General features: G+C 66.3%; 21 protein-coding genes. 11 read left to right on the top strand and 10 right to left on the bottom strand.

The genetic code is table 11. From position 1 onward, the window contains the following. Window positions 1–21: 21 nt before the first annotated feature. Both ACW9UR_RS02430 and ACW9UR_RS02425 read right to left on the bottom strand, forming a co-directional pair. Window positions 22–1293, bottom strand: a complete 1272-nt coding sequence (locus tag ACW9UR_RS02430) for an ABC transporter substrate-binding protein (RefSeq protein ID WP_458915315.1) — start codon at window positions 1291–1293, stop codon at window positions 22–24. 59 nt (window positions 1294–1352) lie between these two features. Then, complete coding sequence (locus ACW9UR_RS02425) at window positions 1353–2327, bottom strand: ABC transporter ATP-binding protein (RefSeq protein WP_458915314.1); 975 nt, start codon at window positions 2325–2327, stop codon at window positions 1353–1355. Window positions 2328–2580: 253 nt separating this feature from the next. Here ACW9UR_RS02425 and ACW9UR_RS02420 point away from each other — a divergent pair, with 253 nt between their 5' ends. From ACW9UR_RS02420 to ACW9UR_RS02410, 3 genes are read left to right on the top strand one after another with little or no spacing between them, the layout of a single operon-like run. Next, complete coding sequence (locus tag ACW9UR_RS02420; protein ID WP_458915313.1) at window positions 2581–3267, top strand: GntR family transcriptional regulator; 687 nt, start codon at window positions 2581–2583, stop codon at window positions 3265–3267. Continuing rightward, on the top strand, window positions 3264–4088 hold the full coding sequence (locus ACW9UR_RS02415; protein ID WP_458915312.1) for a GNAT family N-acetyltransferase: 825 nt from the start codon (window positions 3264–3266) through the stop codon (window positions 4086–4088). Before ACW9UR_RS02420 ends, ACW9UR_RS02415 begins: the two co-directional genes overlap by 4 nt. Window positions 4089–4139: 51 nt before the next feature. Then, window positions 4140–4613: an Lrp/AsnC family transcriptional regulator gene (locus ACW9UR_RS02410; RefSeq protein WP_458915311.1), complete on the top strand. Its 474-nt coding sequence runs from the start codon at window positions 4140–4142 to the stop codon at window positions 4611–4613. Here the strand turns inward: ACW9UR_RS02410 and ACW9UR_RS02405 are convergent. The 4 genes from ACW9UR_RS02405 to dacB form a co-directional block, all read right to left on the bottom strand. Continuing rightward, window positions 4610–5830 (bottom strand): efflux RND transporter periplasmic adaptor subunit, encoded by a 1221-nt coding sequence (locus ACW9UR_RS02405; RefSeq protein ID WP_458915310.1) that lies wholly within the window; start codon window positions 5828–5830, stop codon window positions 4610–4612. The genes ACW9UR_RS02410 and ACW9UR_RS02405 overlap by 4 nt on opposite strands. A 5-nt stretch (window positions 5831–5835) precedes the next feature. Continuing rightward, window positions 5836–8199: an ABC transporter permease gene (locus tag ACW9UR_RS02400; protein ID WP_458915309.1), complete on the bottom strand. Its 2364-nt coding sequence runs from the start codon at window positions 8197–8199 to the stop codon at window positions 5836–5838. Beyond that, window positions 8196–8903 carry an ABC transporter ATP-binding protein gene (locus tag ACW9UR_RS02395; RefSeq protein WP_458915308.1) on the bottom strand — a complete coding sequence of 236 codons (708 nt, stop codon included), beginning with the start codon at window positions 8901–8903 and terminating at the stop codon, window positions 8196–8198. Before ACW9UR_RS02395 ends, ACW9UR_RS02400 begins: the two co-directional genes overlap by 4 nt. A 72-nt stretch (window positions 8904–8975) precedes the next feature. Continuing rightward, window positions 8976–10295 (bottom strand): D-alanyl-D-alanine carboxypeptidase/D-alanyl-D-alanine endopeptidase, encoded by a 1320-nt coding sequence (gene dacB / locus ACW9UR_RS02390; protein WP_458915307.1) that lies wholly within the window; start codon window positions 10293–10295, stop codon window positions 8976–8978. A gap of 613 nt (window positions 10296–10908) precedes the next feature. Between dacB and ACW9UR_RS02385 the strand changes: the two genes are divergently transcribed. Further along, complete coding sequence (locus ACW9UR_RS02385) at window positions 10909–11400, top strand: hypothetical protein (protein ID WP_458915306.1); 492 nt, start codon at window positions 10909–10911, stop codon at window positions 11398–11400. A 49-nt stretch (window positions 11401–11449) separates the two neighbouring features. Here ACW9UR_RS02385 and ACW9UR_RS02380 read toward each other — a convergent pair whose 3' ends face one another. Then, window positions 11450–12052 (bottom strand): nicotinate-nucleotide adenylyltransferase, encoded by a 603-nt coding sequence (locus ACW9UR_RS02380; RefSeq protein ID WP_458915305.1) that lies wholly within the window; start codon window positions 12050–12052, stop codon window positions 11450–11452. Window positions 12053–12219: 167 nt separating this feature from the next. Between ACW9UR_RS02380 and ACW9UR_RS02375 the strand changes: the two genes are divergently transcribed. The 4 genes from ACW9UR_RS02375 to ACW9UR_RS02360 all read left to right on the top strand — a co-directional run bounded on the left by ACW9UR_RS02375 (window position 12220) and on the right by ACW9UR_RS02360 (window position 17010). After that, the gene (locus tag ACW9UR_RS02375) at window positions 12220–13170 is read left to right on the top strand and encodes an alpha/beta fold hydrolase (RefSeq protein ID WP_458915304.1); all 951 of its coding nucleotides are present in this window, start codon (window positions 12220–12222) and stop codon (window positions 13168–13170) included. A 65-nt stretch (window positions 13171–13235) separates the two neighbouring features. After that, the gene (gene ettA / locus ACW9UR_RS02370) at window positions 13236–14897 is read left to right on the top strand and encodes an energy-dependent translational throttle protein EttA (RefSeq protein WP_458915303.1); all 1662 of its coding nucleotides are present in this window, start codon (window positions 13236–13238) and stop codon (window positions 14895–14897) included. Between the two features lie 1166 nt (window positions 14898–16063). Further along, a complete protein-coding gene (locus ACW9UR_RS02365) occupies window positions 16064–16636 on the top strand; it encodes a rhodanese-like domain-containing protein (RefSeq protein ID WP_458915302.1) in 573 nt (190 codons plus the stop codon). Between the two features lie 167 nt (window positions 16637–16803). Then, window positions 16804–17010, top strand: coding sequence for a cold-shock protein (locus tag ACW9UR_RS02360; protein WP_458915301.1), 207 nt, complete (start codon window positions 16804–16806; stop codon window positions 17008–17010). 149 nt (window positions 17011–17159) lie between these two features. Here the strand turns inward: ACW9UR_RS02360 and ACW9UR_RS02355 are convergent, their stop codons facing one another. After that, entirely contained in the window at window positions 17160–17645 is a 486-nt protein-coding gene (locus ACW9UR_RS02355; protein ID WP_458915300.1) for a DUF2938 domain-containing protein, read from the bottom strand. 111 nt (window positions 17646–17756) lie between these two features. Between ACW9UR_RS02355 and ACW9UR_RS02350 the strand changes: the two genes are divergently transcribed. The 3 genes from ACW9UR_RS02350 (at window position 17757) to ACW9UR_RS02340 (ending at window position 18971) form a co-directional block, all read left to right on the top strand. Then, window positions 17757–18068, top strand: coding sequence for a hypothetical protein (locus ACW9UR_RS02350; protein WP_458915299.1), 312 nt, complete (start codon window positions 17757–17759; stop codon window positions 18066–18068). A gap of 23 nt (window positions 18069–18091) precedes the next feature. Continuing rightward, window positions 18092–18601 (top strand): ribosome modulation factor, encoded by a 510-nt coding sequence (locus ACW9UR_RS02345; RefSeq protein WP_458915298.1) that lies wholly within the window; start codon window positions 18092–18094, stop codon window positions 18599–18601. Between the two features lie 160 nt (window positions 18602–18761). Then, window positions 18762–18971: a cold-shock protein gene (locus tag ACW9UR_RS02340; RefSeq protein ID WP_458915297.1), complete on the top strand. Its 210-nt coding sequence runs from the start codon at window positions 18762–18764 to the stop codon at window positions 18969–18971. Window positions 18972–19009: 38 nt separating this feature from the next. Here ACW9UR_RS02340 and ACW9UR_RS02335 read toward each other — a convergent pair whose 3' ends face one another. Next, window positions 19010–19567 (bottom strand): REP-associated tyrosine transposase, encoded by a 558-nt coding sequence (locus ACW9UR_RS02335; protein WP_458915296.1) that lies wholly within the window; start codon window positions 19565–19567, stop codon window positions 19010–19012. 55 nt (window positions 19568–19622) lie between these two features. Further along, a complete protein-coding gene (locus ACW9UR_RS02330; protein ID WP_458915295.1) occupies window positions 19623–21917 on the bottom strand; it encodes a right-handed parallel beta-helix repeat-containing protein in 2295 nt (764 codons plus the stop codon). Between the last annotated feature and the right edge of the window lie 430 nt (window positions 21918–22347).

Genomic DNA, 22347 nt, shown 5'->3' with positions numbered 1-22347 from the left:
GCCCCCCGAAGCAGGATCGCCTCATGCGGCGATGAACTCGTTCCACTTGCGGACCATGTACTGGTTCTCGTCCATGACCGCGTTCCAGCAGGCGACGCTGCCCATGCGGTCGTAGAACGAGCCGCCGTCGCGGACCTCGCCGGCCTCGGCCAGCTTGTCGCCGGTCGGGCTGGTGATGACGTCGGTGGCTTCCTTGCCCTCGAACCAGTAGCCCCACTCGTTCTCGGTCATGAACTCCTTCGAGGTCTCGGGGACCGCCGAATAGTAGCCCTGCCGCATCAGATAGCCGCCGACCCAGCCCGAGAGGTACCAGTTGATGTACTCGTAGGCCGCATCCAGCTCCATGCCCGACAGCGACGAGGACAGGCCGATGCCGCCGCCCCAGGACCGGTAGCCCTCTTTCAGCGGCTGGTAGACGCAGGGAATGCCGCGCGACTTCACCGCTGTGATCGCCGGCGACCACATCGACTGGATCACCACCTCGCCCGAGGCCATCAGGTTGACGCTTTCATCAAAGGTCTTCCAGAAGGCGCGGAATTGGCCGTTCTGCTTGGCCTCGGTGAAGATCGCCATGGTCTTGTCGATCTCTTCCCGGGTCATGTTGCCCTTGTCGCCATACTGGATCTCGCCCATGGCCTCGCAGACCATGGCCATGTCCATGATGCCGATGGACGAGATGTCGAGGATCGAGGCCTTACCCTTGAACTCCGGGTTCAGAAGCTCGGTCCAGCTTTCGATCGGGCGGCCGATCAGGTCGGGGCGGATGCCCAGCGTGTCGGCGTTGTAGATCGTCGGGATGAGGGTCATCCAGCCGCTCTCGTTGTCGACGAACTCGGTGCCTCCCGGCCCGTCGACGAAGCCGACGGTGTGCGGGGCGGTGCCCTGCGCGATCACGCTTTCCGGGGTCAGCTTGCCGGATTTGAAGATGCCCACGATCTTGTCGTAGTTGGCGATCTTCGAGGTATCCATTGCCTGAAGGTTGCCGGTCGGCCAGACCTTCTTGCAGATCCAGTACTCGATGTCCGCGATGTCGAAGCTGTCGGGCTGGGTCGCCGCGCGCTGGGTGACGCTGTCGGAGTCCAGCGCCGTCATCTCCAGCGTCAGACCAAGGTCTTCCTTCACCTTGTTCGCAACGTCGTTCAGGTTCGACACGCCGGTGCCGAACTGGCGCAGGACGATGTCCTTGGTGTCCTGCGCCCAGATCATCGGTGCGGGGAACGCCGTGGCTGCGACGGCCGCACCACCGGCCTTGAGCAGCGACCGGCGGGAGTATCCGACCTCGGGTTTCGCCATTGTTATTCTCCTCTCTGTTGGATCGTTTGTGACCGGTTCCGCCGCTCGGGTCGGGCCGGTCAGGCCTGGAGGCGGTGCAGCCGCCCCTCGTTCCAGTTCAGCTTCACCGCCTCGCCCGGGGACCGGGGCGCGGCGTAGAACTGATCCTCCGGCAGCAGGGCCAGCACCTCCTCGCCACCTGCGGTCCGCGTCGTGACCGCGACGGATGCGCCCTGGTACTCGACCGCCGTGACGGTCGCGGCCAGGCCCTGGTCGGCGATCGTCACCGCATCGGCGCGCACCGTGGCCTTGCCCTCGGGGGTGGTGATGACGTTGTGCCCACCGATAAACCGGGCGACGAACTCGGTCCGAGGGCGCGACCAGACCTCGCGCGCGGGGCCGGCCTGTTCGATGACGGCGTTGTTCATCACGACGATCTCGTCCGCCAGCGCCAGCGCCTCGTCCTGGCCGTGGGTGACATGCAGGAAGGTGATGCCCAGCTCGCGCTGAAGCTTCTTCAGCTCGCTGCGCATCCGGATCCGCAGGAACGGGTCCAGCGCCGACAGCGGCTCGTCCAGCAGCAGCACCTTGGGTTTCGTGACCAGCGCTCGGGCCAGCGCCACGCGCTGCTGCTGGCCGCCGGAGAGCTGCGCGGGCAGCCGGTCTGCGAAAGAGGTCATGTCCACCAGCTCCAGCATCGCGTCCGCGCGCTTGTGGCGTGCCGGCTTGTCCATGCCCTTCATCCGCAGCGAGAAGGCGACGTTGTCGCGGACCGAAAGGTGCGGGAACAGCGCATAGCTCTGGAACATCATCGCCGTGCCGCGCTTTGCGGGCGGCATCCGCGACACATCCTGAGTGTCCAGCAGGATCTCGCCTTCGCTCACCTCCTCGTGCCCGGCGATCATCCGCAGCGTCGAGGATTTGCCGCAGCCCGAGGGGCCCAGCAGACAGACATAGGACCCCGGCGCGAACCGGTGATTCAGATCGTTGACCGCCACGGTCGAACCGTAGCGTTTCGTAAGGTGAACAAGTTCAAGATCGTGTCCTGCGGCCATTTTGCCCCCGCCGTGCGCAACGCCCACACCTTGCGCACTGGACGGTGGAGGGCGGCAGAGAAATCGCCCGGCCAATCGCCAATTTCCAGACTTGGCATAAAAATTGTGCACTCTCACGCTCAGTGTGCACGAAATGCGGCACAATGTTGTATACAATCCCTCCGAAACGCCAGGCTTTCCGAACTTCCTTGCTCCGCACGCGCCGAATCGGAAACACAGGACAAAAGGGCACGCGCCCGCCGAGGCAGAGGGCATGGACAAGACCGGGACGAGGCACTGGAGCAGCGAAACCGTCGCAGCGGATCTGGAGCGCGCGATTCACGAGCACAGGCTTCCGCCGGGTACCAAGCTGGGCGAGGATGAACTGGGCGAGGCCTATGGCATCAGCCGCACCATCGTCCGCGCCGCGGTCCAGTCCCTCTCGCACCGCAAACTCGTCGAGTTGAGGCGCAATCGGGGTGCCTTTGTCGCCAAGCCCTCGGTCCGCGAGGCGCGCGAGGTGTTCGAAGCCCGCGCGCTGCTCGAGCCGCGCACTGCCCGTTCCGCCGCCGAGCGCATGACCGACGGCGACCTCGCGATCCTCAGGGCGAACATCCGCAACGAGCATGCCGCGCTCGACGCGGGCGACAATTCCGGCGCGCTGGTGCTGTCCGGCCAGTTCCATGTCGAGATCGCCCGCATCGCGGACCAGGACACGATCCAGGCATTCATCTCGGAACTGGTCTCCCGCTCGTCGCTGATCATCGCGCTCTATTGGCATCGCCGTGCCGCGCTGTGCGAAACGCAGGCCCACCACGCGATGCTCGACGCCTTCGCCGAGCGTGATGGCGCGCTGGCCGAGCAGCTGATGAAGAGCCACCTGCTGGACCTTGTTGCCTCGCTCGACCTGCGCAACGTCACCCAGCCCCCCACTTCCCTGCGCGAAGCTCTGAACAGATGACCGAGGCGACCTTTCGAACCGCAACCCTTTCCGAAGTGGCCGAGATGCTCGACTGGGCCGCCGCCGAGGGATGGAATCCGGGTCTGGAGGACGCCGCGGCATTCCACGCCAGCGACCCGGATGGCTTCTTCATCGCCGAAGTCGCCGGCAAAGCGGTCGCCGCGATTTCCGTCGTCAACCACTCCGACGACTTCGCCTTCCTCGGTCTCTACCTGTGCCAGCCCGCCTATCGCGGGCAGGGCATCGGCTTTGCCCTCTGGTCCCACGCCCTCGCCCATGCGGGCACCCGGACGGTAGGTCTCGACGGCGTGCCCGCCCAGGAGGCGAACTACGCGAAATCCGGCTTCGTCCGCACCGGTCGAACCCGCCGAATGTGCGGCACCCTGCCCTTCTTTGAATGTCCAGCCCGCGAGGTGACGCCCGGCGACCTCCCCGCGCTGGCGGCGCTCGACCTTCGGGCAAACGGCTTTTCACGGCTGAGGTTCCTTGCTGAATGGGCCAGACCCACCGAAACCCGCAGGACCGTCCTGCTCGAGGATGGCACCGGCTTCGCCACCGCCCGCCTCTGCCGCGAAGGCTGCAAGATCGGCCCGATCGTCGCGCCCAGCGCCGAAGATGCGCTTGCCCTCGCCATCGCGGCAACCTCCCTGCTGGACCAATCCCAAGCCATCGTCGACGTGCCCGAGGACAGCGCCCAATTTGCGCAACTCCTCGAAGACCGCGGCTTTCAGGAAACCTTCGCCACCGCCCGCATGTATCGCGGCCCCGCGCCAAAGACCGGCACGACCCTGCAGGCTATCGCCACCATGGAACTGGGCTGAGCCTTGCAAACCGATTGGCAATCCGCGCAATCCCATGTCAGATGATCGCCGATGAGCGCGAAACTGGACCATATCGACACAACGATCCTGCACGAATTGCAGATCGACGGCAGCCTCTCGCAGCGCGACCTCGCCGACAAGCTGGGCCTTTCGCAGAACGCCTGCTGGCGGCGGGTCAAACGCCTTCGCGAAAGCGGGGTGCTGGGCCAACCCGCGGCCCGCGTCAACGCCGAGGCGCTGGGACTGGATCTAGCGGTGTTCATGCTGGTGCGCAGCCGCCACCACGACGCTGCCTGGGCCGCGAGCTTTCGCAACCGTGTCGAAAGTATGCCCGAGGTGATGGAACTGCATCGTATCGGCGGGGAATGGGACTACCTGATCAAGATCCTGACCACCGGGATGAGCGGCTATGACAAGGTCTACCAGCGCCTGATCCAGGATCTCGACATCGAGAAGGTCACCGGCCTCTTCTCGATGGAACAGATCCTCACCGACCGCCCGGTCGAAGTCCCGAAAGGCCGCTAGTCCATCACGGCGCGTTCGATGATCGCGCCGCCGTCTTCAAGCTTGTCGCTCGGATGCAGCACCACGCGCTCGCCCGGCGACAGGCCGTCCAGCACCTGGACCGACAGGTCGTTGCGCCGGCCCAAGGTCACGGCGCGCAGGCTCACCCGCCCGCCATGCTCCACGAACACCGCCCAGTCGGTCCCGTTCGTGCCCGAGCGGAACACCGCGCTCAGCGGCACCTGCAAGACGGCGTCCTCCTCCCACTCCACGATCCGCAGGAACACCGAAAACCCGTGCCCCAGCCCTGCCCGTTCCTCGACCGGGGTGACCAGATCGAAGCGCGCGTCCACCCGCTGCTCCTCGATTCCCAGCGAGGAGACATGCGTGCGCGCGGCGGGCTCCACCCGGCGCAGCACGGCCTCCAGCGGGACCGGCCCGCCCCAACGCTCGACGATGGCACGGGTGCCGGGGCCGATCCGGACGGCATCGCTCGACAGCAGGTCGGCGACGATCTCCAGGTCCGCCGGATCACCGATGCTCAGAAGCTGTGCCCCGGGCAGCACCGGTCGCTCGCTTTGCGAGACGACTTCCAGCACCACGCCGTCCGCCGGGGCCACCAGCGTCACGCAACAGCTGCCATCCCCCGCGCCGTCCTCGGGCAGGACCAGCACCGCACGCGCCCGGTCAACCGAGCCTATGGCCATCTCGACCCGGCTCTGCGCCGCCGCCTGCGCCGCCTCGGCCACGGCAAGCCGCCGCTGGGCGTCCTCTACGATGGCCTCGGTCGTCGCGCCGCGGTCGAAAAGGCTGCGGGTCCGCTCGTAATGGGATTGGACATAGGCCAAATCCTCGTCCGCCGTGCGCAGATCGCTTTCGGCGACGTGCAGCGCCGCTTCGGCCTCGCGCAGGGCTGCCTCTGCCTGCACACGGCTGCGCGTATCGAGAAGCGCGGGCGCGGCAGGTTCGACCTCGGCGACCACCGTTTCGCCGCCAGTGACGCTGTCTCCGACCTCGACCGGGCTGCGCCGCGCGGTACCGAGGATCGGCGCGGCGATGTCGTAGACCTCGCGGATCCGGGTCTCGCCATCGGCGTTGATCGTGATCCGCATCGGCGCCTCCGCGACGGCGTGCAGGTCAACGGGCACCGGCTCTTCGCGGAATGCGGCCCAGGCCAGGCCCAGCGCCACCGCGGCAGCGGCTCCCACGCCAAGATATGTCTGCGGTTTCCAATGCATGCCAATCACTCCCGCGTCTTCATCACGGCCACAAGGTCCAGCCGGTCGAGCCGTCGCCGCACTACCGCCAGCGAAACGGCGGTGGCGCTCAACACGATCAGGCTGGCATAGGCGAACACACCCGGCTCCAGCACCAGCGGGATCGAATAGAGGTCCGAGGCGAAGGCCTCGGTCATCGCCCGCGCGATCGCCGCGCCGATCCACCAGCCCATCGGCTGCGCCAGCAGCGCCAGCAACAGGATCTCGCCGACCAGCACCGCCGAGACCTCGCCCCGCGTAAACCCTAGGATCCGCAGGCTCGCCAACTCGCGCGCTCGCTCGGAGAGTTGCACACGCGCACTGTTATAGGCCACGCCCACCGTCACCAGGATGCCCAGCGCGGCATAGATCGAGGTCATCACCAGAACGTTGTTCTCGATGGTCGCTTCGAAACTGCGCCGGTTCTCGGTCATAAAGATCGCTGCCGCCAGTTGCGGCGTCTCCTTTATGGCGCCGTGGAACGCGTCGCGCCGCGTCTCGTCCAGTGTTACGTTCGCCACGGTCATCCTTGGCGCACGCCGGTGCAGCGCATCATAGGCGTCGATTTCCATGAACGCGCCCATGCCGAGGTATTGCGTCACCGTCCCGGCAACCGGCAGTCGGACGGTCTCGCGCCTGCCGGTCAGGAACTCCGCCTCGACCGTGTCGCCGGGCCCGACCCCAAGCTGCCCTGCCAGGCGCGCCGCAAGATAGATGCCGCGTTCGGGCAGCAGGATCACCTCACCGGTGTCGCTGACGGTTCGCGCAAGGTCCGTCCCGGCGGGCCGGGCCTCGATGGCGGTGCGCTTCTCGCGGTGGCCGTTGCGCAGGATCACCGCGTCGTATTGCTGAGGCTCGGCCTGAAGCACACCGGGCAGGCGCCGGACCTCCTCCAGCGCGCTGCGCGGCACATCGTCGGCGAACAGCAGCATCGCGTCCTGGCGGTTCGACTGATAGAACGCGCTGTCGATGATCTCGTCGAGCGAGCCTGCGAAGAAACTCGACGCAACCAGCACCGCGACCGCCAGCGCCAGCCCCAAGGCCGTCGCCGCCGCCCGCAGCGGCCAGCGCATCAGGCTGCGAGCCACCATCATCATCGGCTGGCTCAGCTGTGCCGCGGCCAACGCCCGGTCCATAAGCGTCCGGCGATAGCGCGGAGGCGCGGGCGGCGCCATCGCCACGGCGGGCGGCAGCCGCGCGGCCTTCAGCGCACTCTGTACCGCGCCCGCAAGTGTCGCGCCCAGCGCCGCCGAGCCGGAAATGGCGTAGGTTCCCGGCGGCATCCGGTAGATCAGGTAGGGAAAGTCGAAGAACTCGGCGTAGACCCCGGCCATGTAGCGCCCCATCAACCCACCGAAGATCCAACCGATGCCGATACCCCCGGCGGCGATCAGCGCGGCCAGCGCCATGTAGTGCAGGCTGATCTCGCCATCGCCGTAGCCGATCGCCTTGAGCAGCCCGATCTCGGACCGCTCCAGCGCCACGATCCGGCCGATCACCATGTTCACCAGGAAGACCGATATCCCGAGGAAGACCGGCGGCAGGATAAGCGCCATCGCCTTGAGCTGAGTGATCTCCGCGTCGAGAAAGGCGTTCGACTGCTGCAGGTCGCGCCCGTAGGCGCCCTGTCCGCCATAGGGCTCCAGCAGCGTGTCGAGCCGGTCGATTACCGGCGCCTCGTCCACGCCGCGCGCCAGCGTCAGGCTCAGGTCGTTGAACGCATCGCCCATGTCGAAGGCCGCCGAGGCCGCCCGGTCCGACATCCACAGGATCCCGTAGCGGGTATCGTCGGGCATCAGCGCTCCGGGGCCGATGGTATAGATGAACTCCGGCGACAGCGCGGTGCCGGTGATCGTCAGCCAGCGCTTCCGCCCGTTGAGGTTGGCCGAGAACCCGTCGCCCACCCGCATGCCATTGGCCTCGGCGAAGGGCGCGTTGACCACCACCCGGGCGGTGCTATCCGGATCCGGCCAGTCGCCCGACATCAGGATCGGCACGTTGAGCCGCGGCGGCCCCGTCTCGGGTAGCGACAGGATCTGGCCGACCGCGGCCTCCACCTGCCCCGGCACGTCGAGCATCGCCTGGAACGAGACCCGCGCCTCCGCCGCCTGAACGCCGGGAATGGCCGCGATCTCGGGCAGCAGCGTGCGCGGCGCACGCCGCGCCTGCACGAAAACCTGGGCGAACCGGCTGCGCTCGTAATAGGCCTCGCGCGTATCATCCAGCGCCGAGGACATGCCGACCGACATCTGGATCACCGTGACCCCGCAGGCCAGCACCAGCGCGATCGCCAGCGCCTGCGGCCAGAGCCGCGCCAGGTCGCGCAATAGCTTGCGGTCCAGCGCCCTCACCACGCGATCTCCGCCGGGGCGATCCGGCCCTCGTTCACCTCGACCTCGGCGACGCGTCCGTCCTGGAAGCGGATCACCCGGTGCGCCATGCGCCGGATCTCGGCGTTGTGGGTGATGACCACCGTTGCGGTGCCAAACTGTGCGTTGATCCGGTCGAGCGCCTCCAGCACCTCGACCCCGGTTTTGCTGTCGAGCGCGCCGGTCGGCTCGTCGCACAGCAGCACCTCGGGGCGCTTGGCGATGGCGCGTGCGATCGCGACGCGCTGCTGCTCGCCGCCGGACATCTGCGCCGGGAAGTGGTCCATGCGGTGCCCCAGCCCGACCTGCTCCAGCGCCTCCTCGGGGCGCATCGGATCGCGCGCCACGTCGGTCACCAACTGGACGTTCTCGCGCGCGGTCAGGCTGGCGACGAGGTTGTAGAACTGGAAGACGAAGCCGACATGCTCGCGCCGGAACCGGGTCAGGCCCCGGTCGTTCAGCCCGCTCAGTTCCCGGTCACGAAACCAGACCCGGCCGCTCGATGCATGATCCAGACCGCCGAGAATGTTGAGCAGCGTCGACTTGCCCGACCCGGACGGCCCCAGCAGCACGGCCAGTTCGCCCTCGAACAGCGACAGGTCCACGTCGTCCAGCGCGCGCACCTGCACCTCGCCGGAATCGTAGACCTTGCAGAGCTTCTCGGTGCGGAACACCTCGGCGGCCATGAGCCCCCCTTTCGGAGCCCGTCATGCCCCGACTGGAAAGGGCCGGCCTTGATCCGGGTCAATCTTGCAGCGTCAGGCGGCGACGAAGGTATTTGCCCAGCGCTCCAGCAAGGCGCGCTCCTGCGCCTTCGCGCGGCCAAGCCAGGTCTTGGCGCCGCGCGGGCTTTCCGCCGAGCCGGCCTTGGCCCGCGCGTCCATGTCGGCCGAGAAGATGGCGAACGCGAAGCGCCGCCCGCCGGGCCCGTCGATATACCCCGCCAGACCGCGCGCAAAGTTCAGCGTGCCGGTCTTGGCGACGATCTTGCAGCCCGCATCGTGCACGGACTGCATGTTCACCGGCTTCAGCATCCCGTGCAGCGGGCCATGCGCCGCGATGTCCAGAACCTGCACCATCTCCGAGGCGCTGATCCGCGTCACGTCGGTCAGCCCCGAGTGGTTCAGGAAACGCGCGCCGCCCACACCGTGCGTGGCGCGCAGCCATTCGGTCATCCCTTCGGCGGAGTCGGCGATGTCCCGCGGCTCCAGCCCGATCACCTGTGCGGCGCGCAGGCCCAGAACCTCGGCCGTCAGGTTTGTCGAGTACTTCAGCATCGACTTGGCCATCGGTCCAAACGCGGCGCTCTCGGCCTCGGCGACCGGGACCAGCCCGGCCGGAAGCCGGTCGGCGCGACGCAGGTTCGGCAGCCGCAGATCGTACTGGTTCGCCACCGTGCGGAACACCTCGGCGGCGTAGAGCGCGGGCTCGCGCACCGGCAGCCAGCGTGCACCACCCTTGCCAAGCGCACCGCGCGCAACCGACCAGACCTCGCGTCCTTCGGTCCCCGCATATGAGAACACCGGCCCGTTGCGGTCTACCACGCGGACCTCAGCCAGGCTCACCGCCGGGTCGAACCGGGCGCTGCGCGCGGTCATCGCCACGTTGTACTGGCCGCCGTTCGGCTTCCACTCGAAGTGGACGCGGTTGAAATTCAGGTTCAGCCCCGAGATCGACGGATTGTAACCGACGTAGACCGGCTGCTCGGGGTCGATCTCGGCGTGGTAGGGAAGCGCCGAGGCGAAGACATAGGCCGCGCCCTCGATCCGGTGGATGCCCGCGGCGGCCACCTGCGAGGCCAGATCCGCCAGCCCGTCGGTATCCATATGCGGATCGCCGTCGCCGATCAGGTAGAGATCCCCGCGCAACACGCCGTCCTGCACCGTGCCGTCGATCGCGACCCGCGTGCGGAAGCGATAGTTCTCGCCCAGCGCGGCCAGCCCATAGAGCGTCGTGACCGCCTTGCTGACCGATGCGGGCGGCAGCAGAAGGCGCGGATTGTGTTCCTCGACGATCCGGCCGTTCGACAGGTCGCGCAGCGCGAAGCCGCTGATGTCCTGAAGATTGTAGTCCGCCAAGATAGCCTGCGCCGATCCTTCGGGCGGCGGCAGCCGGTGCCCGGCCGGGCGCGGTCGAGGCCGCACCTGGGCAGTAGCTGCTGCAGCTGGCAACGAGGCGGCCAGCCCCGCCAGGAATCCACGACGCGAAAACGACATCTTCGCGAACTCTCCTCGCATTCGGACCATGCGGAATTCCGTACGGAATTCGGACCGTGCGGAATATGCCCAGAGCGCACCGCGCCCGCAACCCGTGCTCATGTGACAGAATCGCGAGCGAGTCCGTCTTGCCACGCCCCGGTTAACGAACCACCAAGACCGCGCGGATCAAACCGACCTTCCGGCCGCGACAAAGGCTAACATCAGGACCGGGTTATTCAAGCCCACCCCGCCGCAACGGCTCCGGACCCCACGAAACGGCTTTCGCAGAAAGCGGTGGGGCGACACGAAATACATCCACGCATTGTTCTATGTCAAAGTATGCATCTAAGATGCCCTCGCATTCTGTGACTCCCCCAGGACGGCGATTCGAGCAGCGCGCAGTCAATCGCGCCACTGAAAGACGGTCAGACGGAACTGGCCCGGCACTCAGACCACGAGAACGAACTCGACAACTCGGTTTACGGAGGACCACATGAAACGTACTTTCACGCTCGCTCTCGCCGCCCTTGCAGGGATCTCGACCGCTTCGCTTGCCCAGACCTTCGAGCCCTATGGCGAGGCTGGCGGCTGGCGGGTTCTGGCCAACACCAAGATGCAGGGCTGCCTGCTCGAGAAGCGGATGCAGGACAACATCGACCTGCAAATCGGCATCAACAAGGTCGACACCCGGGGTTATCTCGCGATCTTTGCGCCGGCATCGCTGGGGATCTCGCCCGAGGGCGGCAGCATGATGCTGGACGTCGACGGCGAAAGCTATACCGGCACCGCGGTCGATATCGAGCGCCCGGACTATGTCGGCGGCTATTTCTGGTTCAACAATCCGGACTTCATCTACGATCTGGAGAACAAGAACACCCTGACCCTGATGGTCGAGGGCCGCGATCCGATTGCCATCAGCCTCGAAGGCACGAAGGCCGGTGCCGCCGCAGTGCGCGAGTGCCAGGAAGCCAAGTTCGGCAGCTGAGCGCAGCCGATTCGCGCCGCTCGCCTTTGGGCGGCGCGATCCTATCCGCCTAGCGGATCCAGGCGCCTGACTTGCGCAGAGCGGTCGAGGAGGCTTCGACCATCGGGCCGCTCAGCAGCACCCAGGCCGGCGGCGGCGCGAGCGCCAGTCCCGGCGCATCCTCCTTGCGCAGCCGATGCCGCGCATAGACCTGCGCGGCAGGCGAGAGACCCGCACGGACCTGCTCGCCCGGACGGGCCAGCACGCCGATCGGGATCTGCTCCATGATGTCGCGCCAATGCTCCCACTTGTGGAAGCTCGCGAGGTTGTCGGCGCCCATCAGCCAGACGAAATTGACGCCGGGATAGAGCCCCACAAGCTTGCGCAGCGTGTCGGCGGTGAAGCGTGTGCCCAGCCGCGCCTCGATATCGGTGACCTGCACTCGCGGGTGCCCGACAAGCGTGCGCGCTGCCGCGATTCTCCGCGCCATCGAGGCCGGGGCATCCGCCTTCAACGGATTGCCGGGACTTACCAGCCACCAGACCTGGTCCAGATCGAACCGGCGCAACGCGCGACGCGTAATATGGACATGGCCCAGGTGCGGCGGATCGAAGGACCCGCCCAGCAGGCCGACCTTCATCCCCGGCGCCGATTTCGGATAGTCGTAGCGCACCGCGTTTCCCGTCCTGTGCGGGACTGGACCGCCCGCTTCCCCAAGCGCGACAACCAAACGCATCTGGAGCGGGATTTGTCAATTCTCGCAACGGGCTGCACGCGGCACTGGCCCTCGTGCGCGGCTCGTGCGACAGTCGGCTGTCCCGTGGTTCCGGATGCGTCGCGATGCCCTTTCGTTCCCTTTCCGCCGTGCGCCTTCGCGTCTTTCGCGCCCTGGCTCTTCTGGCCGGTCTCGCCGCCTGCGCGCCCGGGCCGCTTGGCAACCCCGAGCCGATCACCCGCGCCGCCCTGACGCCCGAGGCCGTGGCCGCCGATGGCATCGACCTCGCGATGTCCTCCTGGCCGGCGCAGGGCCGAACCCGCGCGGTGATCCTCGGCGTCCACGGCTACGGCGATTTCGGCCCCTCGACCTTCGGCCCAGCCGCGCGCTCCTGGGCAACGCGGGGCATCACCACCTACGCCTACGACCAGCGCGGCTTCGGCCGCAATGCCAGCTTCAAGACCTGGCCGGGACCGCAGATCCTCGAATCCGACCTGCGCGCGGTAACTGCGCTGCTGCGTGCCCGGCATCCGGACGTGCCGCTGGTCGTTGTCGGCCACTCCATGGGCGGCGGCGTCACGCTGGCCGCCGCCGACGACGGGCTGCAGGCGGACGGCATCGTGCTCGCCGCTCCCGCCATCGCCGGAGGCGACCAGATCGGCACCGCCCAGCGCTTCGGTGGCTGGCTCGTCGCGAGCATCGCACCGGACGAGCGCTTCACCGGCAAGGGCATCGTGCGCATCGTCCCCACCGACAATGAGGACGCCTGGCGCATCGTCACCTCGCATCCCCGCCACTACGGCAACCCCTCGGGGCGCGAACTGATGGGCCTGATCCGAGTCATGGACCGCGCTGCGGCCTCGGCCCCCTCGGTCACGCTACCGACGCTCACCCTGATGGGCGAGAACGACCAGATCCTCGCCCCCTCCGCCGTCGCGCGCGTCCACACGCGGATCCCGGGCCAGGCGGGCTACATCCTTTACCCCGAGGGCTGGCACTGGCTCTTCCGCGACGTGCAGGCCCCACGCGTCTGGGACGACGTCGCGCGCTTCGCGCTGACCCTGCCAGCGCCCTAGCCCCCGTTGCCCCTGCCCGCGCAAGCGGCTACATGGGGCCAAACCGCATTCAAGGGGCAAGTCTCATGGCGAAGTACCAGTACGTCTACCACATGGACGGGGTGTCCAAGACCTATCCGGGCGGCAAGAAATGCTTCGAGAACATCCGCCTCTCGTTCCTGCCGGGCGTGAAGATCGGCGTCGTCGGCGTTAACGGCGCGGGCAAGTCGACCCTGATGCGCATCATGGCCGGGCAGGACAAGGACTTCACCGGCGAGGCCTGGGCCGCCGAGGGCGCCCGCGTCGGCTATCTCCCGCAGGAGCCGCACCTCGACGAGACCAAGACCGTGCGCGAAAACGTCATGGAGGGCGTGGCCGCCAAGAAGGCCCTGCTCGACGAGTTCAACGAGATCGCCATGAAGATCGCCGAGGACCCGGACCTGATGGACCGGATGACCGAGCTTCAGGACCAGATCGACGCGCAGAACCTGTGGGATCTCGACAGCCAGATCGACATCGCGATGGAGGCCCTGCGCTGCCCCCCCGACGACGCGATGCCCGCGACCCTCTCGGGCGGTGAGCGCCGCCGCGTGGCGCTGTGCAAGCTGCTGCTCGAAGCGCCCGACATGCTGCTGCTCGACGAGCCGACCAACCACCTCGACGCCGAGACCATCGCCTGGCTCCAGAAACACCTGATCGAGTACAAGGGCACGATCCTGATCGTCACCCACGACCGCTATTTCCTCGACGACATCACCGGCTGGATCCTCGAACTCGACCGTGGCCGGGGCATCCCCTACGAGGGCAACTACTCCTCCTGGCTGGAACAGAAGGCCAAGCGGCTGGAACAGGAAGCCCGCGAGGACAAGACCCGGCAGAAGACGCTGGAGCGCGAGCTGGAATGGATCCGCCAGGGCGCCAAGGCCCGGCAGGCCAAGCAGAAGGCGCGCATCAACGCCTATAACGACCTCGCCTCGCAGTCCGAGCGCGAGAAGATCTCCCGCGCGCAGATCGTCATCCCCAACGGCCCGCGCCTCGGCTCCAACGTGATCGAGGTCGAGGGGCTGAAGAAGGGCTTCGGCGACAAGCTGCTGATCGACGATCTGTCGTTCAGCCTGCCGCCGGGCGGCATCGTCGGCGTGATCGGTCCGAACGGCGCGGGTAAATCCACGCTCTTCCGCATGCTGACCGGGCAGGAACAGCCCGACGAGGGCTCGATCACCTTCGGCGACACGGTAAAACTCTCCTATGTCGACCAGTCGCGCGACGCGCTCGATGACAGCAAGACCGTCTGGGAAGAGATCTCGGACGGGCTCGACGTCATCAAGCTGGGCGACGCCGAGATGAACTCCCGCGCCTATGTCGGCGCCTTCAACTTCAAGGGCGGCGACCAGCAGAAGAAGGTCAACCTGCTCTCGGGGGGCGAGCGCAACCGCGTCCACATGGCGAAACTGCTGCGCTCGGGCGGCAACGTGCTGCTGCTCGACGAGCCGACCAACGATCTCGACGTCGAGACCCTGCGCGCCCTCGAAGACGCCCTCGCCGACTTCGCCGGCTGCGCGGTCATCATCAGCCACGACCGCTTCTTCCTGGACCGCCTCTGCACGCACATCCTCGCGTTCGAGGGCGAGGCCCATGTCGAGTGGTTCGAGGGCAACTTCGAGGACTACGAGGAAGACAAGATCCGCCGCCTTGGCCCGGATGCGGTGGAGCCGAAGCGGATCAAGTACAAGAAGTTTGCGAGGTAATTAATGATTCCCAGAGCGCTGATGGCGGTAGCTTTCTTGTCTTTTTTACCTGACGGGACGATGGCTCAGGACGCCGAGACGATACAACTTCTGCAGGACGTTTCTATACTTGATACGAGATGCCGTGGCGGCTCTGGGGGTGAAACCGATACTTGGCGCGCCTGTGGAGCAAGAGACTATGCGATGTATCTATTGAGCGCTCGGGGCTATTGCTACGGAAAAGCTGGTCAGGCAGGTTTCGAAATGGAATGGCATCGTTGCGAGCCTGAATCAAACCACTCCCGAAAACCTGACATTGCGCTCCCGTAGCAAGGGTAGGGTGGGGTTACACCCCAATACCTCCTGAAACCAATGTAACGGTGGGGTAAAACCCCATCCTACACCCCCCCTGGCCGCATATCCCGATGCACCGAGGAATACGGCCATGCCCCGGCGTCTCGGCCAACCCGTGCTTGACGGGGTTCGTATGACAATACCGGATACACGCTTCCAGGGTCTCGGCGCACCGCACATGATGGCTTCGCCTCGGGGCTCCGCGCGTTCGCGGCTGAAACCGTCCACTGGACGGTTTCCGGGACGCCGCTCACCCCAGAACCGCCGCTGCCAAATCCCGCGCTCCCGCTTGTAACTGCGTAGGCCGGGCTTCAGCCCGGCATACCTCCCCGACACCACCCCCGGGAACCCGGATGGCGGGCTGAAGCCCGCCCTACGCTGCTTCTGCATTATCGCCATCGTAAACCGCGCCTTGATCGCGCCCCACCGCACGGAATACTCCGCATCGCCCTTGGGCAACGTCCAAACGGCATGCATATGATCCGGCAACACCACCCACGCCCGCACGCGGAACGGCCGCTCGGCCCGCTCGCGGCGACGGCGGTGCGCAGCAAAGCGACCTCCCGCACCAACAGGTCCGATCCGCGCTCGGCCAGGCATACGGTGAAGAATACCGTCGCCCCCGGCACCCTGGGTCTGAGGTAAACCGACATACCCCACCCTGCGGGAGGCAGGGTTAACAGCACCCTAACCGTGCAAGCTGAAACCCATGTCGCCCAGGATTTGAGCTTCGGCGGCAGGCCCCCTCACCCCAGGCCCACACTTGACCCGCATCAAGGCCGCGCGCACCTCGCCACCCCATACTCCTCCGCAAAACAACCGGAGGAAACGCCATGCTCAAAGCTCTCGCCGTCGCGGCGGCCGCCTTCGCCGCCCTGCCCGCCATCGCCGGGGATATCGCCACGTCGGTCGACGCAGGCAGCCTGCCCGACTCGAGGACGACGCCGCTCGGGCTCTATCTTTCGTCCGAGGATGCCCACAGTGCGCTGACCGCCGATCCCGGGATCGTCTTTCTCGACGTGCGCGATCCGGTCGAGATCGCCTACATCGGCCATGCCGAGGGCGTCGACGCCATCGTGCCGTTGCGGATCACCACCCACGAGTTCGACGGCAGGGGCGGGCTGAAGAGCCAAGACAACCCGGCCTTTCTGGATCAGGCCAAGGCGATCATCGCGCGCGAGGGCGGCGGGGCCGATACCCCGATCTTCGTGATCTGCCGTTCGGGCGGACGCTCCGCCGTCGCGGCGAGGATGCTGATCGACGCGGGCTACACCAATGTCTGGAACCTGGTCGAGGGTTTCGAGGGCGACAAGAACGACGCCGGCGCGCGCGCCGTGAACGGCTGGCGCAATGCCGGTCTGCCCTGGACCTACACGATCTCCGAGGCGATGGCCTGGTCCGAATGATCCCGCGTGCCGCTTGCTATTTGCCGCGAGAAGGCGCATATGCGCAGGGCTACGTTATTCCTTGTCGACCTGCTGTCTCCCTAACCGGCCTCAGTCTCTCGATCTTGTTTATGACTGACGCCAGGCTGCCGCATCCTGCGGGCAGTACATGTTTAGGAGATCTCACGATGGCCAACGGCACCGTGAAATGGTTCAACGCCACCAAAGGCTTCGGCTTCATCCAGCCTGAGGGCGGCTCGAAGGACGTTTTCGTCCACATCTCGGCGCTCGAGCGTTCGGGCATCAGCCACCTCGATGACGGCCAGAAGGTCACGTTCGACCTGGAATCCGGTCGTGATGGCCGCGAGTCGGCCGTCAACCTGGCGCTGGCCTGATTCCGGTTCGGGCCGGGCAAACGCCTGGCCCTGACTGCGGAATTTGCTGTTGTTACCCCCGCCCTTCGCGGGGGTAATTCTTTATTAGGATTCTGTTTCTTTTTATAATCATGGGCTTAAGTGGGTTTTCACGATGAAACGCCCGGATTTCATGCCGGAACCCCGATCAGCCCGGTCACCCAAAGGCCCAGCCCGAACGCCGTATGCGCGGCCAGCCCCAGCCCTCGGACCTTCCAGGGGTTCGGCGTTTTCGCCGCCGCCCAGCCCAGCCCCATGCCCGGCTGCATCAGGAACCACCCCGCTGAGATCGTGACCAGCGCGAAGATCCACGCCGGCAGAAAGGTCGGATCGGCGAACCAGCCCGGCCCCACGATCAGCGCGAAGATTACCCCGTAGGCGATCCCCACGACATAGTGCCCGGCCCAGCCCAGCGCCTGCTCGGCCCCGTAGGCCTCGGCCGCGGCGATATCATCGTGAAAGACCCGCCCCCGCGCGGCGTGCCAGAACCAGCGGCCCGGCATCACCCAGTTCGGCGCCGGGTTGACCCTCAGCGCGCCCATCAGCAGCGCCCAGAGGTCCATCGCCACCGTCGCGCCCACGCCCAGCGCCACGCCCTTGAGGATCAGCTCGCCCATTCATCCCTCCGTTGAGTCGGTCTCTGATAGCAGGTGGCCCACGTTGTCACAAACTCATGCTAGACTGGCGCGGCCCGGGCTGGCCGGGCACGTCTTGGGGGACAGGAACACATGCTTGAACTGATCATCAGCCTAGTCGCGGGTGCAGTCGGCGGCAACGTTGCGGGCGCCGCGATGAAAGACAAGAGCCTCGGCACACTGGGCAACTCGATCGCCGGGATCGTCGGCGGCGGACTGGGCGGCCAGATCCTCGCCGCAGTGCTGGGTGGCGCGGCTCCGGAACTCGCCGACGGCGCCGCGGCTGCACAGGCCGGCGGCCTCGATATCGGTGCGCTGATCGGGCAGATCGCCGGCGGCGGCGTCGGCGGCGGCATCCTGATGGCCGTGATCGGCGTGGTCCGCAACATGATGGCCAAAGGCTGATCCCGGACAGAGCGGAGGCCGGCATGTTTCCGAATGACTACCCTCTGCTCAACCGGCCAAACCTGGTGGCGATCCTCTTGCGCGCTGCCGGGGACGGCCCCGCCGGGATCGACGATTGCGTACACCGGTTCCGCGCGGCGCTCGCCGCCGCACGTGAACGGGACCGTTTGCCCGAGGCCGAACTCGGCGCCCGATTCGCCGGTCTTGCCGCCGAACTGACCGCTGCCCGCCTGCTCGAAGACCTCGGAAGCGGCCAGTTCGCCCTGACCGACCGCGGCCGCGGCCTGCTGACCCGTCATCCTGGCGGCTTCGACACCGACCGGCTGATGGCCTATCCCGAGTTCGAAGCTTACATCCGGGACCGCAACCGGGCGCTCGGCGCCTCGGATGCGCGCCTCAAGGCCTATGATGAGGGCTTCATCGCTGCGCTTTCGGGCCTAAGGCTGACCGAGAACCCCTACACGCCGAACACGGTCGACCATCTTTCCTGGGAAAACGGCTGGGCAGAGGCGCGGGACGAGGGGATCGACTAATCAATCCCGCTTGCTTTAATGCCGAGTTTCGGCGACGATGCGCCCCGCTACGTTACCTCTATCGAACCACTGTCTCCGTCCACGGCCTCAGTCTCGATACTGCTCTGACAGACGCCGCGCTGCCACATGGTGTGGGCAGCACTACGAAGGAGACTACGGTATGGCCACTGGCACCGTGAAATGGTTCAACGCGACCAAAGGTTTTGGCTTCATTCAGCCCGACGCGGGCGGCAAGGACGTGTTCGTGCACATCTCGGCCGTCGAGCGTGCCGGTCTGTCTGGCCTCGACGACAACCAGAAGGTCAGCTTCGACCTGGAAACCGGCCGTGACGGCCGTCAGTCCGCCAGCAACCTGTCGCTGGCCGACTGAACCTGACGCGGGACGGCCCGGTGCCGTCCCTGCGCCCCTCAGATGAGCGGTGCCTGAGCATCGCCAGATGAGGTTCCGATTGGCCCGGCCCGGAAGTTCCGGCCGGGCCTTTTGCTGTCCAACAGAACCGCCGCCGGTCTTGCCGCCCAGTCAGCAGAGACCAGCTGCCGCCTGAGATCGCGGCGGAACGAGGAATACGGCCAGTCCACGGGACGTCGGGCCAGACCATGCCGTACCGGGTCGTGCCAGCAATATTCGATCCGCGCGCGATGTTCGTCTGCTGAGGCGATCGGATGCTCGGCATAGCGCGGCTGCCAAGGCGAAGCCTCGTCCGACAGCCGGGTGAATTGTCCTTTGAGGATCCGCCAGCGCCCCGCGAAGTCGGCATCGGCTTCGGGCAGAACCCAGACAGCATGGAGGTGATCCGGCAGGACGACCATCGCGTCGACCCGCACCGGATGCGCCTTCAGCAGGCTGGCGAAGGCCGCCCGCAATCGATCGACTCGCGCCGTCAGCAGGTCCGAGCCGGGCTCGGCCAATCCTACGGTGAAGAAGCGGGCGCACTCGCCAGTACGCGGGGGGCGGGGATGGGTCATTTGCCGACCCTGCCCCGCCCTTGGTTAAGACGCGGTTAGCGCCATCAGACCGTCATCAAGCCGCAATGTCCGAGCGGACGCGCAGTTGCACGGTGCCACGTACCGGCTCGGACCAGCGCAGGTCGACTCTGGCCTTGTTGCTGCCCTGTGCCGGCTCGGCGTAAGGCTGGCCGGTGTGGACCGAGCCATTCGCTGCTCGGATCGGCCCGTGCGGGGTGACGCCATCGACGCCCAGCGCATGACCACCGAACGGAAGACGGTCCGAGGCATCGACGCCCCAACCCGCCGCCTCGGCGCTGACCGTGTGGGAAATCAGCGCCGGGGATTGGGCCTTCTCGGTCACCGACGAGTAGCTGTTGCCGTCCCATAGCAGATCCACCGTCCGGGAATGATCGATGGTCCCCAGCGACTCGTCCAACTGCTCGACCCGATCGATGCTTGCGCCACCGAACAGCTGGAACGTGTTGCCGACCACGTTAAGGCCGTCGATGTAGTGATTCGAGCCGATTGGCGTCAGCTTGATGAAGGTGAACCAAGGCGGCACGTCGGTCGCGGTGAAGATGTTGCCGACGATACTCAGTCGCCCGAACGGGCTGAAACTTGACGATCCGGCATCGGCCTGGTGTTCGTTGGTCAGTTCAATGAACTGGGTGTCGAAATAGTTGCCAGTGACCGTCGTCTTGGACGTCCGGTCGGTCAGCACCAGCCCGGCGGTCTTCTCTCCCTCGCTCTGCAGGTCGGACTGCCAGAAATGGTTGCCGATCAGAAGGTTGCCGCTGCCCGAGATGACCCCGAAATGACGATAATTGATGCAGCGATTGTTACGGATCTTCGCATCGTTCCCGTTGGTGTTGAAGGCAACCGAACGGCGGTCGGGGATCGGTGTCGTCGTGTCGCCCGACTGGAATTCGCACTGGTCGATCGTCAGGCCCTGGCAGGCACGGCCGATCGAGCTGATCGCATGATCGCCTGCCTGCTCGAACCAACAGTCGCGGAAGGTCCACCAGGTGCCGTCGTCGGGCAGCATGACACCGCAGGCGACGCCGCCCCCGAAGAACTGCACCGACTCGATGCTGAATCGCTTGATGTTGGTGAACCCCGAGAAGTCCAGCATGTAGCGATAGCGGGTGAACGTGTAGCTCTGCGACGCCCGTGCGCGCGCCAGCGGCTGCGAGAGCGTCAACTCGCCGGTGGTAAGGTTCCGCCCTCGCACGTAGACCTCGCGCCCCACGCCAAAGCCCTCGACGAGCGCACCGATCTCGATGGCGCCGATGTTCGACAGGCCTTTGAGCACCAGCGGATCGCCCGAGGAATAAGTCGCGTTGTCGGTTACCACCTCGGGATCCCATGCCGCGTTCTCCTCGGCCTGCAGCGCGCCATTGCGCAGCACCCGGCGGTTTGACAGCACGTCGACGTTACCGACGACACGGTGCACGTCGATGGGCTCGGTCAGATCCACGCGCCGGCCGCCGAGGTCGAACGACTCGTGGTCGGTGAAGTTGAACAGCGCCTGCAGGCCTTTCTTGAGGCCAAGCGTCTCGTCGCCGAACGCCTCGGCATAGGTGGGCAGATCGAAGTTCGCGCGCAACACCAGCCGCTTGTCGGCAGGCATCTTTACCGTTCCCTCGAAGCGCACCGGAGAGAGCAGCGTGACATTCCGGTCAAGGAAATAGGTTCCGCGCGGGACGATCAGCGTTCGCCCGTCCGAGGCGGCGTCGGCAGCCTCGAAGGCCTGCGAGTCGTCGGTCACGCCGTCGCCGACTGCGCCGTAGTCGATCACGTCGACAAGGTCCATCAGCTTGCGATGGAAGACCGAGGTCCGGTCCTCGACCTGGATCGACTCCACCCGGATGATCGCACCGTCGCTGCCCAGCAGGTCGATGCCGAAATGCGCATAGACCGGCTTCACGCCCCAGACCATGTCGACACCTGTGCGCTGGCCGGATCCGACGATGGCGCGCACGGTGTAGACGCGGCTCGGGTCCTCGAGCGTGATCGGATCGGCCTCCTGCGGGACGGCGCCGACCTTGCCGCCGGTCGCGTTGCCCGCGTATCCGGCAATGCGGACCTGGGGTTTCGGCCCCGAGACCCATTTTACCCGCGCGCTGACCTCCAGGTAGCAGCCCGGCAGGATCGGCGTCTCGCCCATGTACCGCAGCTTCTGCGGCGAGGTGGTCTTGGCCAGTTCCAGGCAGGTGCCGAAGTCCGGGTCAGCCGAATAGAGCGTGCCCGCCGGGTCGCTGTCATAGGCGGTGGTGCCCGGAGTGCCGTCGCCGCTGGACCAGATGTCCAGCCCGTCGACGAAGGCGGGGGGCATGAGGTTCAGACCTTCGGTGATCGCCTTGTTCATAAAGTGCCGTCCTTTGCTGTCGCGCGGTGACAGCCGGAGGCGCGAAGACGCCCCGAGGACGCCGCGCGCCCGCGACTGCGATTTCTGGGGATCTCGTGGATTGGCGGACGGGCCGCGGAACGGCGCCGGTCCACAGCCGTCTTTACCGTGCGAAGGTAAATATCCGATCAACCAATTTTTCGCCTCAAGCGGCCAGAAAGAGGCAGGTCGGCGGATTGTTGCCGGATACATGCAAATATGCTATTTTTTGTTTGCCGTACCTTCAGGTGCACAGATCAAAGGTGGAAAGATGACCTTCCGGACACGAGTGACTGCCGTGTTCGTAACGATTATCGTGGCATTCTTCGCCGCACCTAGTGTCTCCCAGACTTGTCCCCCGGCCCCCGAGGCAAGCGCGTTCTAGAATGGCTTTGGCGCGGCCCAAGGCCGC

The sequence above is a fragment of the Halovulum sp. GXIMD14794 genome, assembly GCF_054457455.1.
Note: the sequence above shows the minus strand (reverse complement) of the source record. Positions and strands in the feature narration are given on the sequence as shown.

Excerpts from the sequence above, each read along its gene's own strand:
- ACW9UR_RS02330 (WP_458915295.1), bottom strand. The coding sequence starts at position 21,917 with ATGAACAAGGCGATCACCGAAGGTCTGAACCTCATGCCCCCCGCCTTC.
- ACW9UR_RS02415 (WP_458915312.1), top strand. The coding sequence starts at position 3,264 with ATGACCGAGGCGACCTTTCGAACCGCAACCCTTTCCGAAGTGGCCGAG.
- ACW9UR_RS02375 (WP_458915304.1), top strand. The coding sequence starts at position 12,220 with ATGCCCTTTCGTTCCCTTTCCGCCGTGCGCCTTCGCGTCTTTCGCGCC.
- ACW9UR_RS02360 (WP_458915301.1), top strand. The coding sequence starts at position 16,804 with ATGGCCAACGGCACCGTGAAATGGTTCAACGCCACCAAAGGCTTCGGC.
- ACW9UR_RS02395 (WP_458915308.1), bottom strand. The coding sequence starts at position 8,903 with ATGGCCGCCGAGGTGTTCCGCACCGAGAAGCTCTGCAAGGTCTACGAT.
- ACW9UR_RS02355 (WP_458915300.1), bottom strand. The coding sequence starts at position 17,645 with ATGGGCGAGCTGATCCTCAAGGGCGTGGCGCTGGGCGTGGGCGCGACG.
- ACW9UR_RS02420 (WP_458915313.1), top strand. The coding sequence starts at position 2,581 with ATGGACAAGACCGGGACGAGGCACTGGAGCAGCGAAACCGTCGCAGCG.
- ACW9UR_RS02385 (WP_458915306.1), top strand. The coding sequence starts at position 10,909 with ATGAAACGTACTTTCACGCTCGCTCTCGCCGCCCTTGCAGGGATCTCG.
- ACW9UR_RS02405 (WP_458915310.1), bottom strand. The coding sequence starts at position 5,830 with ATGCATTGGAAACCGCAGACATATCTTGGCGTGGGAGCCGCTGCCGCG.
- ACW9UR_RS02335 (WP_458915296.1), bottom strand. The coding sequence starts at position 19,567 with ATGACCCATCCCCGCCCCCCGCGTACTGGCGAGTGCGCCCGCTTCTTC.
- ACW9UR_RS02430 (WP_458915315.1), bottom strand. The coding sequence starts at position 1,293 with ATGGCGAAACCCGAGGTCGGATACTCCCGCCGGTCGCTGCTCAAGGCC.
- ACW9UR_RS02345 (WP_458915298.1), top strand. The coding sequence starts at position 18,092 with ATGTTTCCGAATGACTACCCTCTGCTCAACCGGCCAAACCTGGTGGCG.
- ACW9UR_RS02350 (WP_458915299.1), top strand. The coding sequence starts at position 17,757 with ATGCTTGAACTGATCATCAGCCTAGTCGCGGGTGCAGTCGGCGGCAAC.
- ACW9UR_RS02340 (WP_458915297.1), top strand. The coding sequence starts at position 18,762 with ATGGCCACTGGCACCGTGAAATGGTTCAACGCGACCAAAGGTTTTGGC.
- ACW9UR_RS02365 (WP_458915302.1), top strand. The coding sequence starts at position 16,064 with ATGCTCAAAGCTCTCGCCGTCGCGGCGGCCGCCTTCGCCGCCCTGCCC.
- ACW9UR_RS02410 (WP_458915311.1), top strand. The coding sequence starts at position 4,140 with ATGAGCGCGAAACTGGACCATATCGACACAACGATCCTGCACGAATTG.
- ettA (WP_458915303.1), top strand. The coding sequence starts at position 13,236 with ATGGCGAAGTACCAGTACGTCTACCACATGGACGGGGTGTCCAAGACC.
- ACW9UR_RS02425 (WP_458915314.1), bottom strand. The coding sequence starts at position 2,327 with ATGGCCGCAGGACACGATCTTGAACTTGTTCACCTTACGAAACGCTAC.